Source organism: Zoogloea ramigera, assembly GCF_006539865.1.
Classification (GTDB): Bacteria; Pseudomonadota; Gammaproteobacteria; order Burkholderiales; family Rhodocyclaceae; genus Zoogloea; species Zoogloea ramigera.
Map to the genome: position 1 here is coordinate 92,312 of NZ_BJNV01000011.1, position 14,981 is coordinate 107,292.

16 protein-coding genes are annotated in these 14,981 nt (G+C 67.2%); 12 read left to right on the forward strand and 4 right to left on the reverse strand.

The annotated features are described in order from the left end of the window. Positions 1 to 4: 4 nt before the first annotated feature. Complete coding sequence (locus ZRA01_RS05130; RefSeq protein WP_141349941.1) at positions 5 to 478, reverse strand: YidB family protein; 474 nt, start codon at positions 476 to 478, stop codon at positions 5 to 7. Positions 479 to 649: 171 nt separating this feature from the next. On the opposite strand from ZRA01_RS05130, the gene rpiA reads away from it, so the two are divergent. The 3 genes from rpiA to ZRA01_RS05145 all read left to right on the forward strand — a co-directional run bounded on the left by rpiA (position 650) and on the right by ZRA01_RS05145 (position 3,001). Next, positions 650 to 1,312, forward strand: coding sequence for a ribose-5-phosphate isomerase RpiA (gene rpiA, locus ZRA01_RS05135; RefSeq protein ID WP_141349943.1), 663 nt, complete (start codon positions 650 to 652; stop codon positions 1,310 to 1,312). Positions 1,313 to 1,377: 65 nt separating this feature from the next. After that, the gene (phoU, locus tag ZRA01_RS05140; RefSeq protein WP_141349945.1) at positions 1,378 to 2,076 is read left to right on the forward strand and encodes a phosphate signaling complex protein PhoU; all 699 of its coding nucleotides are present in this window, start codon (positions 1,378 to 1,380) and stop codon (positions 2,074 to 2,076) included. A gap of 160 nt (positions 2,077 to 2,236) precedes the next feature. Further along, positions 2,237 to 3,001: a flagellar brake protein gene (locus tag ZRA01_RS05145; RefSeq protein ID WP_141349947.1), complete on the forward strand. Its 765-nt coding sequence runs from the start codon at positions 2,237 to 2,239 to the stop codon at positions 2,999 to 3,001. 187 nt (positions 3,002 to 3,188) lie between these two features. Here ZRA01_RS05145 and fliE read toward each other — a convergent pair whose 3' ends face one another. The 3 genes from fliE to ZRA01_RS05160 all read right to left on the reverse strand — a co-directional run bounded on the left by fliE (position 3,189) and on the right by ZRA01_RS05160 (position 6,110). After that, on the reverse strand, positions 3,189 to 3,509 hold the full coding sequence (gene fliE / locus ZRA01_RS05150) for a flagellar hook-basal body complex protein FliE (protein ID WP_141349949.1): 321 nt from the start codon (positions 3,507 to 3,509) through the stop codon (positions 3,189 to 3,191). A gap of 63 nt (positions 3,510 to 3,572) precedes the next feature. Further along, positions 3,573 to 4,970, reverse strand: a complete 1,398-nt coding sequence (locus ZRA01_RS05155; protein ID WP_141349951.1) for a sigma-54-dependent transcriptional regulator — start codon at positions 4,968 to 4,970, stop codon at positions 3,573 to 3,575. Between the two features lie 33 nt (positions 4,971 to 5,003). Continuing rightward, complete coding sequence (locus ZRA01_RS05160) at positions 5,004 to 6,110, reverse strand: sensor histidine kinase (protein ID WP_141349953.1); 1,107 nt, start codon at positions 6,108 to 6,110, stop codon at positions 5,004 to 5,006. Positions 6,111 to 6,265: 155 nt separating this feature from the next. On the opposite strand from ZRA01_RS05160, the gene fliF reads away from it, so the two are divergent. The 9 genes from fliF (at position 6,266) to fliN (ending at position 14,934) form a co-directional block, all read left to right on the forward strand. Next, on the forward strand, positions 6,266 to 7,969 hold the full coding sequence (gene fliF, locus ZRA01_RS05165) for a flagellar basal-body MS-ring/collar protein FliF (protein WP_141349955.1): 1,704 nt from the start codon (positions 6,266 to 6,268) through the stop codon (positions 7,967 to 7,969). Then, a complete protein-coding gene (fliG, locus tag ZRA01_RS05170; protein ID WP_141349957.1) occupies positions 7,953 to 8,954 on the forward strand; it encodes a flagellar motor switch protein FliG in 1,002 nt (333 codons plus the stop codon). Before fliF ends, fliG begins: the two co-directional genes overlap by 17 nt. Before the next feature lie 24 nt (positions 8,955 to 8,978). Continuing rightward, complete coding sequence (locus ZRA01_RS05175; RefSeq protein WP_246093283.1) at positions 8,979 to 9,698, forward strand: flagellar assembly protein FliH; 720 nt, start codon at positions 8,979 to 8,981, stop codon at positions 9,696 to 9,698. Beyond that, positions 9,698 to 11,101, forward strand: coding sequence for a flagellar protein export ATPase FliI (gene fliI / locus ZRA01_RS05180; protein ID WP_141349962.1), 1,404 nt, complete (start codon positions 9,698 to 9,700; stop codon positions 11,099 to 11,101). Before ZRA01_RS05175 ends, fliI begins: the two co-directional genes overlap by 1 nt. Positions 11,102 to 11,185: 84 nt before the next feature. Beyond that, positions 11,186 to 11,635 (forward strand): flagellar export protein FliJ, encoded by a 450-nt coding sequence (gene fliJ, locus ZRA01_RS05185; RefSeq protein WP_141349964.1) that lies wholly within the window; start codon positions 11,186 to 11,188, stop codon positions 11,633 to 11,635. Positions 11,636 to 11,706: 71 nt separating this feature from the next. Further along, positions 11,707 to 12,795, forward strand: a complete 1,089-nt coding sequence (locus ZRA01_RS05190; RefSeq protein WP_141349966.1) for a flagellar hook-length control protein FliK — start codon at positions 11,707 to 11,709, stop codon at positions 12,793 to 12,795. A gap of 94 nt (positions 12,796 to 12,889) precedes the next feature. Then, complete coding sequence (locus ZRA01_RS05195; protein WP_141349968.1) at positions 12,890 to 13,459, forward strand: flagellar basal body-associated FliL family protein; 570 nt, start codon at positions 12,890 to 12,892, stop codon at positions 13,457 to 13,459. Between the two features lie 14 nt (positions 13,460 to 13,473). After that, positions 13,474 to 14,472: a flagellar motor switch protein FliM gene (gene fliM, locus ZRA01_RS05200; protein WP_141349970.1), complete on the forward strand. Its 999-nt coding sequence runs from the start codon at positions 13,474 to 13,476 to the stop codon at positions 14,470 to 14,472. 3 nt (positions 14,473 to 14,475) lie between these two features. Continuing rightward, a complete protein-coding gene (fliN, locus tag ZRA01_RS05205) occupies positions 14,476 to 14,934 on the forward strand; it encodes a flagellar motor switch protein FliN (RefSeq protein ID WP_141349972.1) in 459 nt (152 codons plus the stop codon). Positions 14,935 to 14,981 lie beyond the last annotated feature (47 nt).

Here is a 14,981-nt window from a genome sequence, read left to right on the forward strand (position 1 = left end):
CGGGTCACCCGCGCCCGAGCATCGCCGCAAGCCCAGCCAGCGCATCGCCCAGATCAGCACCGCCCGCAGCCGGCAGCTGGCCGCCGGGGGTCAGGCCGTCGATGACCTGAGGCAGCAGATTCGCCAGATGGCCGGCCACCTGCTCGCTCGGCATGCCGAGCTGCGCCGCCATGTCGCCCAGCGCCGAATTGCCAAACACCTGGCTGATCTGCTCGGCGCTGACCGGCAGATTCTGCCCCGCGCTCACCCACGAGTTCGCCTGCTCAGCCAGGCCCGCCTGACCAAAGCGCGCCACCAGCCCGCCGATAAGCCCGCCGAGATCAAGCTGACCCCCTTGACCCCCCAGACCGCCCTGGCCCTGGAGCAGGCTCATCGCCAGTTGCAGCAGCACTGCCTGGCCACCACCACCCTGCTGCTGGCTATCGCCACCAGCCAACGAACCCAGCACCTGCCCCGCCAGTTGATCGAGCAAACCCATGATCTTCCTCCAATGAATACCGTAAAAGTACGCTGCCCCACCGGGATGTCCCTGCGGCGGCAAACCTTTTTCACTTTACCTGCCGATACGCCGTTGTGGCGAAGTTTTGCAGAATCTGACCACATCCCTTTGCCCGGTTAGAATCATGCTTTTGGCTGCAGGCACATCACCATGACCCAGGACGAACTCAAACAACAGGCGGCGTTGCGGGCCCTCGATTACGTGATCGACGGCAGCATCGTCGGCGTCGGCACCGGCTCGACGGCCAATTTCTTCATCGACGGGCTGGCAGGTATGAAAGACCGCATCGTCGGCGCAGTGGCCTCCTCCGAAGTCTCGGCGCGCCGCCTTGCCAGCCACGGCATCCGTCTGTTCGACATGAACGACGTGGACGACATCCCGGTGTATGTGGATGGCGCCGACGAGATCAACGGTGGCCTCGCCATGATCAAGGGCGGCGGCGGTGCCCAGACCCGCGAGAAGATCGTCGCCGCGGTGGCCCGCAAGTTTGTCTGCATCTGCGACGCCAGCAAGCGGGTGGAGCGCCTCGGCCGCTTTCCGCTGCCCGTCGAGGTGATCCCGATGGCCCGCGCCCAGGTCGCCCGCGAACTGGCCCGCCTGGGCGGCCGGCCGGTGCTGCGCGAGGGCTTCATCACCGACAACGGCAACCTCATCCTCGACGTGCATGGCCTCTCCATCACCGACCCGGCCGCGCTCGAAGCCACCATTGACGGCATCGTCGGCGTGGTGACCAACGGCCTGTTCGCCAAGCGCGGTGCCGACGTGCTGCTGCTCGCCACCCCCGGGGGCGTGCAGACATTCGAACGTACTTGAAACAAAAACGTCATCTAGCCCTGTTAACCTGCAACGCTTGTCAGCCTTGAGGCACCGCTTTCACCATGAACGAGCACACTTCCAAGAAATTTGACGCCGAACTCGAAGGCATCCGCACGCGGGTGCTGCAGATGGGCGGCATGGTCGAACTGCAGATCGTGAAGGCCATGGAAGGCCTCACGGGCGGCGATCTTCTGCTGATCGATCAGGTCATCGAAAACGACAACCGGGTCAACCTCCTCGAGATCGAGCTCGACGAGGCCTGCAACCAGGTGATCGCCAAACGCCAGCCCACCGCGGTCGACCTGCGCATGGTGAGCACCGTTCAGAAGACCATCACCGACCTCGAACGGATCGGTGACGAGGCCAAGAAGATCGCCAAGACCGCCAAGCAGCTCCACACGGCCACTTCCAACTTCGCGCCGCAGATCCGCCTCAGCCACATCGCCGATGCCGTCGTCGACATGCTGCGCACGGCTCTCGATGCCTATGCCCGCCTCGACACCATCTCGGCGGCCCAGGTGGTCCGGCACGACAAGGAGGTGGATGCCGAGTTCAAGGGCATCATGCGCCAGCTGATCACCTACATGATCGAAGACCCGCGCACCATCTCCCAGGCCATCGAGCTGATGTTCGTCGCCAAGTCGGTGGAGCGTATCGGCGACCACGCCAAGAACATCGCCGAGTACGTGGTTTACATGGTCAAGGGCCGCGACGTGCGCCATACCAGCCTCGAAGAGATCGAACGCGAAGCCACCCGCTGAGCAGCGCGGCTTTCGCACACGGGGGACGGCACGCCGTCCCCTTTTTTTGGGCCTGGCTACAGGGCAAGCCCTGGACACCGGGCCGGCCGATGGCGCCAGCCGGCAGCGGGGCTGCTAGAATTGTCGGCTTACTCCGTTTCAGCCGGACGCCATCACCGCCATGTCGCTCAAGTTTGAACTCCTGCAGGCCGACGATTATTCCCGCTACCTGCTGCGGGGCCGGACGGACATCCTCTTCAACCTGCGCGGCATGATCCAGAAGCGGGCGATGCTGTCGGCCTTCATCGACGCCAGCGCCGACTCCTTCCTCACCGCCATCGTCGCCCTGTCCCCCGACGAGAACCACCTGGTGCTCGACGCGGCCAGCGACGAAACCGTGAACCGCCGCGTCGAGGCCGCCGAGCAGCTGATCTGCGTCACCCAGCTCGACCGCATCAAGGTGCAGTTTGCCGCCCGCGGCATCCAGCGCATCCAGCACGAAGGCCACGACGCCTTCCGGGTGCGGGTGCCCGAGGTCATGCTGCGCCTGCAGCGGCGGGAATATTTCCGGCTCACCGCGCCGAGCTCCCACAGCCTCACCTGCCTGATCCCGATGACCATCGGTGGCGAGCAGCGCGAGATCTCCGTCGAGGCCAGCGTGCTCGACATCAGCGGCGGCGGCCTGTCGATCACGGTGCCCTCCGAGGGCATGGTGGTCGAACCCGACATGGAGTTCGCCAACTGCCGCCTGATGCTCCCGGAGACCGGCGCCATCGTGACCTCCCTGCGCGTCCGCAACCTCTTCCGCGTCACCAACCGCGACGGCAGCATCACCCTGCGCGCCGGCTGCGAGTTCATCCACCTCTCGAGCAACATGGCCTCGACGATCCAGCGCTACATCCTGAAGGTCGAACGCGAACGCAACGCCCGCGAACGCATCCGCTGAAGCATCCTCCAGACAGCACAAAGCCGGCAATCGCCGGCTTTTGTTTGTTACAGACCTCATCAGGGACAAAAGGCTTCAGGAATCGTAGCGAGCGGTCAGAGGTCGCAACGAGGAGCGGAAACGTACAAGCGTACGTTGAGCACCGGAGTTGCGAGATCTGGCCGCGCAGTAGATTCCTGAAGCCTTTTCAGACGGACATGTTCATCATGTCTTGATACGCCGTCACCAGCTTGTTGCGCACCTGTACCATCTGCTGGAACGAGAGGCTCGCCTTTTGCAGGTTCACCATCACATCCTGCAGATTCACATTCGGGTCGCCCGCCGAGAAGCCCTTGGCCATCTCCTGGGCCTGCATCTGGGCAGAACTCACCTGGTCGATCGCCGACTTGAGCACTTCACCGAAATCGGTGCCGCCTGCAGCACTCGCAGCCTGGGTGGGCTTGCCCGCGGCCACCTGTGAGGTGGCCCGCAACTCCGACAACATCTGATCGATTCCGCGGGTATCCATGATCCGGCTCCTTTTTCTCCACTATAGCAGAGCAAGCCACGTGCCAAGCGGCACAAGGATGCGTCAACCCGAGAACAGCCCCTCTTCCCGGTACTGCTGGAGCTTGTAGCGCAGGGTGCGTTCGGAGATGCCGAGCTGCGCCACCGCGCGTTTGCGCGACCCGCCGACCTCGCGCAGCACTTTCAGGATGTGCTCCCGCTCGAGATCCTTCATGTTGGCAGGGCGCTCGGCCGCCGCCAACGAGGGGGTTTCGTCGGCAGAATTTGCCGTCTCCGCGGCAAAAACCGCCGGCACCAGCGGCGCAGGCAAGGGCGAGCGAAGCGGTTCGCCGTTCCAGTGGGGCAGGCACAGGCGGATCGTCTCGGGCGAAACGGCCTGCCCGCTGCTGAGGATCAAGGCTCGCTGCACGGTATTCTCGAGCTCACGCACATTGCCCGGCCAGTGGTAGGTGACGAGCACCGCCTCGGCCTCGGGGGAGAGCTGCGCGCTGCGCCGCAGGCGCACCCCGTGGAGCAGCGCGAAGTGCCGCGCCAGCGGCACGATGTCGCCCGGCCGCTCGCGGAGCGAGGGGATCGCCAGCGGGAACACGTTGAGGCGGTAATACAGATCTTCCCGAAAGCGCCCGGCTGCCACCTCCTTGGCCATGTCGCGGTTGGTGGTGGCCAGCACGCGGATGTCCAGCGGGATCGCCTTCTTGGCGCCCACCCGCTCCACCTCGCGCTCCTGCAGCACGCGCAGCAGTTTGGCCTGCAGGCCGAGGGGCATCTCGGAGATCTCGTCGAGGAGCAGCGTGCCGCCCTCGGCCTGCTCGAACTTGCCGGCCTGGGCCGAGCTGGCGCCGGTGAAGGCGCCTTTCTCGTGGCCGAAAAGGGTGGCCTCGAGGAGGGTGTCGGGGATCGCCGCACAGTTGATGGCCACGAAGGGGCCGCGCTTGCGGGGCGAGTGTTCGTGCAGATAACGGGCAAAGACCTCCTTGCCGGTGCCCGATTCACCGGTGAGCAGCACGGTGGCGTCGGTCTCGGCGACCTTGTCGGCCAGGGCCAGCAGCTTGCGGGTGTGCGGGTCGGCCGCGATCATGCCCTCGTCCTGGCGGGTGACTGCGTAGCGCCGCACGTGTTCGAGCAGCACCTTGGGCTCGAAGGGCTTCATCAGGAAGTCGCAGGCGCCGCCGCGCATGGCATCGACGGCCTTCTCGACGTCGCCGAAGGCGGTCATCAACAGCACCGGCAGCTGGGGCAGGCGCTGGCGCAGTTCGGCCAGCAGCTGCAGGCCGTCCATGGGCTGCATCTTCAGGTCGGAGAGGACCAGGTTGAAGGCCTCCTTTTCCACTTCGGCCAGGGCTGCCGGGCCATCCCCCACCCCGGTGACGGCGTGGCCGGCCACTTCGAGGGTCAGGCACACGGCGTCACGCAAGGGGGCGTCGTCTTCGACAACCAGGATCTTGAGGGCTTCTTCGGGCATGGGGTGTCTCTCTGTTACGGGTGCTGTCGGGCGTCAGGCGCCCATGGCGAGGGTCAGCGTGAAGGTGGTGCCGCGGCCGGGCTCCGAGTCGATCCGGATGTCGCCGCCGTGGGCCCGCGCCACCCCCCGCGCGATCGCCAGGCCCAGGCCAGTGCCGTCGTGGCGGGTGGTGAAGAACGGCTCGAAAAGCCGTGACTGAAGGGCCGGTTCGATGCCGCGGCCGTTGTCGGACACCGCAAAGCGCGCCAGCGGGCCGTCGAGGCTGGCGTCGAAATGGATCGTGCCGCCCGCATCCAGGGCCTGCACGGCGTTTTCCAGCAGATTGGTGAGGGCGCCGGCCACCGCCTTGCGATCACCGACCACCCGGGTGTCGCCGCAATCGCAGTCGGCGCTGAAGGCGATGCCCTTGGCGCGGCTCAGGGGCTCGACGGTCTGGGCCAGCTCGGCCACCAGCTCGCAGATGCCGAAGGGCTCGCGGCCCAGGGTTTCGCCGCGGGCGAAGAGCAGCATGTCGCGGATGAGTTTCTCGAGGTGGCGCAGGCGCTCCATTGCGCGGTTGCCGATGCGCTCCCGGTCGGCCGGGCCCATTTCCTGCTGCACGAGGTTGGCGGTGTAGAGCAGCGCCGCGGCCAGCGGGGTGCGCAGCTGGTGGGCCAGCCCGGCCACCATCTCGCCCATCGCGGCGAGCCGCTCGTTGCGCTCGGCGGCCAGGCGCATCTGATGGGCCTCGGTGACGTCGCTGAGGAGCACGATGCGGCCCTCGCCGGATTCAAGCGGCGCGTCGACCCGGCTCACCCGCCGCAGGGCCCCCTGCATCTCGAACTGCCACTCGCCCGGCGTTTCGGTGGCGGCGAGGCGGGCAGCGCAAAAATCGGCCCAGTCGACACCGGCCAGCGCGGCCTCGAACATTGCCTCCACCGCCCGGTTTGCCTGCACCACGCGGCCGTCCCGGTCGAGCACCACGACACCGGCCGGCAGTGCGCCCATCAGCACGCTGAGACGCTCGGTCAGCTGGGAGACCTGGGTCTGCAGGCCGGCGTAGGCGCCCGTGAGGGCCTCCGAGGCCTCGCTGAACTGGCGGAAGGCTTCGGCCAGCTGGCGGGCATCGAGACGTTCATCGGCGGCGGCAGGGAGAGTCATGAATGGGCGAGGATGAATTTCACCGTTTCGCAGCTTAGGCCTGCCCGGCAAGGGGCAAGGCGGCAAATAGGCGGCAAAAACCGCCGCTAATCCTGCCGCCGGAAACCCTCCGCCGCGGCCAGAATGCGTGCATCCGAAAAAGGGGGAATGTTTCCATGGCAGCAGAAGACGCCGCCGCTCCGGTACCGCCCGCCTCACCGTTCGCGCAGGTGCTGGAAAACATCCGCAATCTGTCGCAACGCCAGAAGATCGCGGCCGGCGCGGCGCTGGCCTTTGCCATCGCGCTGGTGGTCGGGGTGATCCTGTGGAGCCGTCAGCCCGACTACGCCGTGCTGTTCTCCAACCTCGCCGAAAAGGACGGGGGCGCCGTGGTGGCCAGCCTGCAGCAGCAGAACGTGCCCTACAAGTTCTCCGACAACGGCAACGCGATCCTGGTGCCCACCAACCAGGTCCACGACCTGCGACTGCGCATGGCCGCCCAGGGCATCCCGAAGGGCGGCCTGGTCGGCTTCGAGCTGATGGAGAACCAGAAGCTCGGCATCTCCCAGTTTCACGAACAGGTCAATTTCCAGCGCGCCCTCGAAGGCGAGCTGTCGCGCACCATCTCGGCCATCGCCAGCGTCGCCGGCGCCCGCGTGCATCTGGCGATCCCCAAGCAGACCGCCTTCCTGCGCGATGAGCAGAAGCCCACCGCCTCGGTGATGGTGAACCTGCATACGGGCCGCGCCCTCGACCCGACCCAGCTTGCCGGCATCGTGCACCTGATCTCCTCCAGCGTGCCCCAGCTCACCAACGACAACGTGAGCGTGATCGACCAGAACGGCAACCTGCTCACCAAAAAACCCGACCCGCTGCGCAACGCCTCCCTCGACGCGAGCCAGATCATCTACACCCGCGAACTCGAGGAGGGCTTCATCGAGCGCGTCAACGCCATCCTCACGCCGCTCTTCGGCAAGGGCAATTTCCGCGCCCAGGTGTCGGCCGATGTGGATTTCAACGTCACCGAGCAGACCGCCGAAACCTATCGCCCCAACCCGTCCCCCGAGCAGGCCATCCGCAGCCAGCAGAGCAGCGAGAGCCAGACCCGCGACCAGGGGCCGCAGGGCGTACCCGGTGCCCTCACCAACCAGCCGCCGGTGCCCGCCACGGCCCCCGTCACCACCCCGCCCGTTGCCGGCGCCCCCGGGCCGGGCCAGCAGCCGCCGCTCACCACCAGCAAGAACGCCACCATCAACTACGAGGTGGACAAGACCGTCCAGCACACCCGCAAGGCCCTCGGCCAGGTGCGCCGCCTGTCGGTGGCAGTGGCGGTCAACCAGCGCGAAGAGAAGGACAAGAGCGGCGCGCTCAAGCCCGTCCCGCTGGCCGACGACGAGCGCCAGCGCATCGAGAAGCTGGTCGGCGACGCGGTCGGCTATAACAAGGAAAGGGGCGACACCATCAGCGTCGCCAGCAGCCCCTTCGTCGCCAGCGCCGAACCCGAGACGCCGCTGTGGAAAGACCCTGAGAACCAGGCCCTGATCAAGGAGCTCATCAAGTACCTGGTCATCGCCGGCGTGATCGCCTTCGTGGCCTTTGGCGTGATCCGGCCGCTGCTCAAGCAGGTCATGCCCCAGCCCGAACCCAAGGAAGAAGAGGCCGAAGCGGCCGCCGCAGCGGCCAGGGAAGGCGAGGAGGCCGGCGAAGGCGAGGAAGGCGAAGAGGAAGAAGGCGCCGAGGTCGAACTCTCCCCCGAAGCAGCAGCGCGCCTCGCGTACGAAGAGAAACTCACCAAGGTGCTCGAACTCGCCAGGCACAACCCGAAGGTGCTCGGCAACCTGATCAAGGAATGGATGGGAAGCAATGAGCAGCAACGATGAAGGGCTCGACAAGAGCGCCCTGCTCCTGATGGCCCTGGGCGCCGACGAGGCCGCCGAAGTGCTCAAGCAGCTCGGCCCCAAGGAGGTCCAGAAGCTCGGTGCCGCGATGGCTGCGATGCCGGCCCAGAGCCGCGAGAAGCTCGAGGAGATCCTCGACGAGGTGCTGCTGTTCGCCGAAAAGGGCACGCCCATCGAGGCCGACCACGATCACATCAAGGCAATGCTCACCAAGGCCCTCGGCGACGAGCGCGCCAACCACCTGATCGGCCGGGTACTGCAAGGCTCCGACACCGCCGGCATCGAGAGCCTGAAGTGGATGGACGCCCCCACCGCCGCCGACCTCATCAAGAACGAACACCCCCAGATCATCGCCACCATCCTGGTGCACCTCGAGTTCGACCAGGCCGGCGAGATCCTCAAGCACTTTACCGAGCGCCTGCGCAACGACGTGCTGCTGCGCATCGCCACCCTCGACGGCGTGCAGCCGGTGGCCCTGCGCGAACTCAACGAAGCCCTTACCCGCATGCTGTCGGGCGCCACCACCGTCAAGAAGACCGCCATGGGCGGCGTGCGCCACGCGGCCGACATCCTCAACTTCGTCGGCTCGGCCGCCGAAACGGCGATCCTCGACAACGTGCGCGAATACGACCCCGACCTGGCCCAGAAGATCCTCGATGAAATGTTCGTCTTCGAGAACCTCATGGACCTCGACGACCGCGGCATCCAGACCCTCCTGCGCGAAGTCCAGAGCGATTCGCTGGTCATCGCCCTCAAGGGCGCGCCCCCCGAGATGCGCGAGAAGATCTTCAAGAACATGTCCCAGCGGGCCGCCGAAATGCTCCGGGAAGATCTCGAATCCCGCGGCCCGGTGCGCCTCTCCGAGGTCGAGGCCGAACAGAAGGAGATCCTCAAGACCGCCCGCCGCCTGGCGGAAGAAGGCCAGCTCGCCCTGTCCAGCAAGGGAGGCGACGATGCCTTCGTGTAAGCGCTCGCCCAGCGAGGCCTGCAGATGAGCCACCACCAGGCCGCCGGCGCCTACCGGCGCTGGAGCCCACCCTCCTTCGACGAACCCGCCCCGCAGCGCACGGCGCCCCCGCCGCCACCGCCCCCGCTGCTTGAGCCCGTCGAGCCCGAGCCCCCCGAACTCCCCTTCGAGCCCGAACCGCTGCCGGTCGTGCCGCCGCCGCTGCCCGACACGGCGCCCGACATCCACCTGCCCACCGCGGAGGACATCGAGCGCATCCACGAAGAAGCCCGCAAGGAAGGCTACGACGCCGGCTACGAAGAAGGCACCGCCCGCGGCCGCGTGGAGGCGATGAACATCCACGGCCTGCTCCAGGGCCTGGAAGACTCCCTCACCCGCCTCGACCAGGAGGTGGCCGAAGAGATCCTGTCCCTGTCCATCGAGGTCGCCCGCCAGATGGTGCGCCACCACTTTGCCGCCCACCCCGAATCGGTCGCCGAGCTGATCCGCGAAGCCCTGCTGCAGATGCCCCAGGCCCACGCCATGGTGCACCTCAACCCCGACGACCTCGAACTGGCCCGCGACTACCTGGGCGAGCAGCTCACCCACGCCGGCCACCGGCTGGTCGAGGATGCCAGCATAAGCCGCGGCGGCGTGCGCATCGACGCCGGCGGCAGCCAGATCGACGCCACCGTGCAAACCCGCTGGCGCCGCATCCTCGACAACCTCGGCCGCAACGTGGCCTGGGACGGAGACGGCAGCTGATGCAACACGGCACCGAAACCTGGAAAGCCTTCCTCGCCGACGGGCGCAAGCTGGTCGGCGCCACGCCGCCCTACCAGATGTCCGGCCGCCTGACCCGCATCAACGGGCTGGTCATGGAAGCCTCCGGCCTCAAGCTGCCCCTCGGCTCGGGCTGCCGCATCAACATCCCGGGCGGCAGCTCGGTGGAGGCCGAGGTGGTCGGCTTTCACGGCGAGAAGATCTTCCTGATGCCCACCGACGACGTCTTCGGCCTCGCGCCCGGCGCCCAGGTCTTCCCGGTGGAGCCCACCCAGCCGCCGCTGGTCGCCGGCGAGCGCATCGAGCCGCGCCGGCGCGCCTCCGACCGGGCCAAGCACCTGCCGATGGGCGACGAGCTCCTCGGCCGCGTTGTCGATGGCGCCGGCCGGCCCCTCGACGGCCTCGGCCCGCTCACCGTGCGCCACTCGCGCCCGCTCCAGTCGCGCCCGATCAACCCGCTGCAGCGCGCCGCCATCAGCCAGTCGCTGGACGTCGGCATCCGCGCCATCAACGGCCTGCTCACGGTCGGGCGCGGCCAGCGGATGGGCCTCTTCGCCGGCTCGGGCGTGGGCAAGTCGGTGCTGATCGGCATGATGGCCCGCTACACCGCCGCCGACGTGATCGTCGTCGGGCTGATCGGCGAACGGGGCCGCGAAGTGAAGGAGTTCATCGAGCACAACCTCGGCCCCGAGGGCCTGGCCCGCTCGGCGGTGATCGCCGCGCCCGCCGACTGCAGCCCGCTGATGCGCCTCCAGGGCGCCTCGTACGCCACCACCGTGGCCGAATACTTCCGCGACCAGGGCAAGCAGGTGCTGCTGATCATGGACTCGCTCACCCGCTACGCCATGGCCCAGCGCGAGATCGCCCTCGCCATCGGCGAGCCGCCGGTCACCCGCGGCTACCCGCCGTCGGTGTTTGCGCGCCTTCCGGCGCTGGTCGAGCGGGCTGGCAACGGCCCCGAGGGTGGCGGCTCGATCACCGCCTTCTACACCGTGCTCGCCGAGGGCGACGACCAGCAAGACCCGATCGCCGACTCGGCCCGGGCCATCCTCGACGGCCACATCGTGCTGTCGCGCAACCTTGCCGACCAGGGCCACTACCCGGCCATCGACATCGAACAATCGATCTCCCGGGCCATGCACAACCTCGTCAAGAGCCAGCATTTCGACGTGGTGCGCCGGTTCAAGCAGCTCTTCTCGCGCTACCAGCGCTCCCGCGACCTGATCGCCGTGGGCGCCTACCACGCGGGCTCCGACCCCGTGCTCGACCAGGCCGTGGCCATGTACCCGCGCCTCGAGACCTACCTGCAACAGCGCATCGACGAGAGCGAACCCTACGAATCGGCAGTGGAAAAGCTCCATGCCCTCTTCGGAGCGAGCCCATGACCCTCCTCCTCCGCCCGCAAGCCTTTTGTACCCCGGCCCTAAAGAATCCCGTCACCCGCCCGTTAAGGGCAAAGGAACGTGAAGATGACTGAGCCGTTCCCGCTGCAACCCCTGCTCGATCTGGCCAACAGCCGGATGGATGACGCCGCGCGCAAGCTCGGCGAGCTGATCGCCAGCGAACAGGCCGTCGAAGACAAACTCACGCTACTGCAGGCATACCGCAAGGAATACCAGGACCGCTTCGTCGAGGCGGCCCGCAACGGCATCGGCCCCGACGCATGGCGCAATTTCAGCGCCTTCCTCGGCAAGCTCGATGACGCCATCGCCCAGCAGCAGTTGATCGTCTCCGACTCCCGCCAGCGCACGGTGCAGGGCCAGCAGGAATGGGTGGACCAGCGCAACAAGGTGAAGGCGTTCGACACCCTGTCGCACCGACACCAGAGCGTGCAGGCCCGCAAGGAGGCCAAGCAGGAACAACGGCTCACGGACGAACACGCCGCCAAGCAATTCCGCGACCGCGACCGCGAGGAGTGATCGCCGCCAGGCTCGCCTGGCACGTGGCTTGCTGATCGGCTGGTGTCAGCATCCTCACCAGGAACCCCATCATGCCCGGACCGGCCTTGACCCCGATCGCCACGCCTCTCCCTGCCGCGCCCACCAAAGGCCCGGAAGGCGCTCGCCCCGACGCCGCGGCCTCGGGCCGGGAGGCCGAAGCCCCCGACACGGGCTTCGCCGGTGAACTCCAGCGCCGCATGCAGGGTGATGCGAGCAGCGAAACCGACACCACCGCCAAACCCGAGCACACCCAGGCCGAAGACGAAACTGCCACCCTGGCCGACGCCGCGCCCCAAGGCCTCGCCCCGCAGCCCGAGCTGGCTGCCCTGCTCGCCGGCCTCGTCAAGCCTCCCACCGCCCCCGACACCGCCTCGAGCCCGGCCGACACCAGCGCCGCCTCGCTGCTCGCCTCGGGCGGCGGCCTGGAGACGCGCCCGGGTCTTGCCGGCGTGGCAACGGAGGCCGCTGCAGACAAGGGTCGCATCCCGCTGGCCGTGCCGGCCGCTGCCGGGCAAGCGGCAAATCTTGCCGATACGGCAGGCGACGCTGCCGGTAAGCCCGCCAGCCCTGCCGCCCTCGAAGCCGCCGGCAGCCTGCGGGAAAGCCTTATCGAACGCGGGCCGGACACCGCCGCCACGCCGACCAACAGTTTCGCCGCGATCCACGCCGCCGCCTTAGCCAACCTGCGGGGCGAGCCCACGCAAGCCGCCCAGGCACCGCTCCCCATCCACGTGGCCACCCCTGCGGACAGCCCCGCCTGGCCCGAAGAGGTCGGCCACCGGGTAAGCTGGATGGTCGGGCAGCACGAAAGCCAGGCCGAACTCACCCTCACCCCGCCGCAGCTCGGCAAGATTGAAGTGTCGATCACGATCAGCGGCGAACAGACCAGCGCCCAGTTCGTCACCGCCACGCCGGCCGCGCGGGAGCTCATCGAACAAAGCCTGCCGCGCCTGCGTGAGATCCTCGAGCAGAGCGGCATCAGCCTCGGACAGACCGACGTGGGCACCTCGGGCGAGCGCGGCGATGGCGGCGGCCAGCACACCCGCGGCCGCACCGGCGGCAGCGACACCAACGCAGCACACCCCGGCGCGCCCCTCTGGCAGCGCCGTGGAGAGGGATTGGTTGATACGTTTGCCTGAAAACCCTGAAAATGGCGGGCTCCCATGCCCCTATTCCAGGCTTGTCGGGCGGGCGTGATGGATAACAATGCAGTGAGATAAGGAGTGATCCAGCATGTCGAAAGCACCGGCCAAGGCCGAAGCCGCAGAAGGCGAAGCCCCTGCCAAGGGTGGCAAGAAAAAACTCATCATCATCATCGTCGCAGTGCTGATCCTCGCGATCGCCGGCGGTGCGGCCTTCATGCTGATGGGCAAGAAGAAGCACGCCGACGGCGAAGAGGCTGAAGAGGACGTCTCCCACGAGCCCCCGAAGATCAAGGTCGACCCCTCCAAGCCCCCCGTCTTCGTGCAGCTCGAACAATTCACCGTCAACCTCTCACCCGACGAAGGCGAGCACTTCCTGCAGTCCACGATGGTGCTGCGGGTGTCCGACGCCAAGATCGGCGACTCCCTCAAGCTCTACATGCCCGAGCTGAAACACCGCATCATCATGCTGCTGTCGTCCAAGAAGCCCTCTGAGCTCGCCACCGCCGAAGGCCGTGAGACCCTCGCCGACGAGATCAAGGAAGAAGCCAACGACGTGCTCGGCTACGCTCCCAACCCCAAGAAGAAGAACAAGCGCAGCCGCCCCGAAGACGACGGGCCGGTGCTCGCCGTGCTGTTCAACCAGTTCATCGTCCAGTAAGGGATCTCCCCGCCATGGCCCAGGACTTTCTCTCCCAGGAAGAGGTAGACGCCCTCCTGAAGGGCGTCACCGGCGAACCCGACGAGCAAGAAGCCGAGGAGCACAGCGGAGACGGCGTACGCCCGTACAACCTGGCCACCCAGGAACGCATCGTGCGTGGGCGCATGCCCACGATGGAGCTCATCAACGAGCGCTTCGCCCGCTACCTGCGGATTGGCCTGTTCAACTTCATGCACCGCAACGTCGAGGTGTCGGTCGGCCCGATCAAGGTGCAGAAGTTCAGTGAGTTCGTGCGCAACCTGGTCGTGCCGACCAACCTCAACCTGCTCACCGCCAAGCCCCTGCGCGGCACCGGGCTGGTGGTGCTCGACCCGAACCTGGTCTTTCTGGTGGTGGACAACCTCTTCGGCGGCGACGGGCGTTTTCACACCCGGGTCGAGGGGCGCGACTTCACGCCCACCGAGCAGCGCATCATCCAGGGCCTGCTGCGGGTCACCTTCGACGAATACGCCAAGGCCTGGGCGCCGGTGCAGAAGCTCGACTTCGAGTATGTGCGCTCCGAGATGAACCCCCAGTTCGCCAACATCGCCACCCCCAGCGAGATCGTCGTGGCCTGCTCGTTCACGCTGGAGTTCGGCGGCTCCCAGGCAGAGATGCACTTCTGCTTCCCCTACTCGATGCTCGAGCCGATCCGCGAGACGCTCTACTCGACGATGCAGAGCGACCACATCACCCAGGACAACCGCTGGGTGAGCATGATGGGCAAGCAGCTGCAGAGCGCCGAGGTCACGCTCACCGCCCACCTCGGCACCACGCGGATCACCCTGCGCGACATCGTCAACATGCGGCCCGGCGACGTGATTCCCCTCGACATCCCCGAAACCATCCAGGCCGAGGTTGACGGCATCCCCTTCATGGAATGCCGCTACGGCGTCCAGCGCGGGCAATACGCCCTCAAGATCGAACGCTTCCTCGCCCAGGAAGACGAAACCCCGGCGGCCAGCCAGGAGTAAACCATGTCCGAAACCGACACCCCCGACGACAACCAGATCAGCGACGACGACTGGGCCGCCGCCATGCAGGAGCAGGCCGCCGCCGAGGGCCTGACCGACACCGCCGAGCCGGCGCTGGGGGGTGAATCCCCCTTCCAGGCCAAGCCCGCCAGCCAGCTGTTCCCCGATTTCGGGCAGGCCGGCGCCAAGGGCGGCACCCTCAACGACTACGACATGATCCTGGACATCCCGGTGCAGCTCACCGTGGAACTGGGGCGCACCAAGATCGCCATCCGCAACCTCCTGCAGCTGGCCCACGGCTCGGTGGTCGAGCTCGACGGCCTCGCCGGCGAGCCTATGGACGTGCTCGTCAATGGCACCCTCATCGCCCAGGGCGAGGTGGTGGTGGTCAATGACAAGTTCGGCATCCGCCTGACGGACATCATCACGCCCGCCGAACGCATCCGCAAACTGCGCAACTAGCCGCCACACCCAAGGCTCGCAGCACACCAGGCCAGACCGGCCTCGAT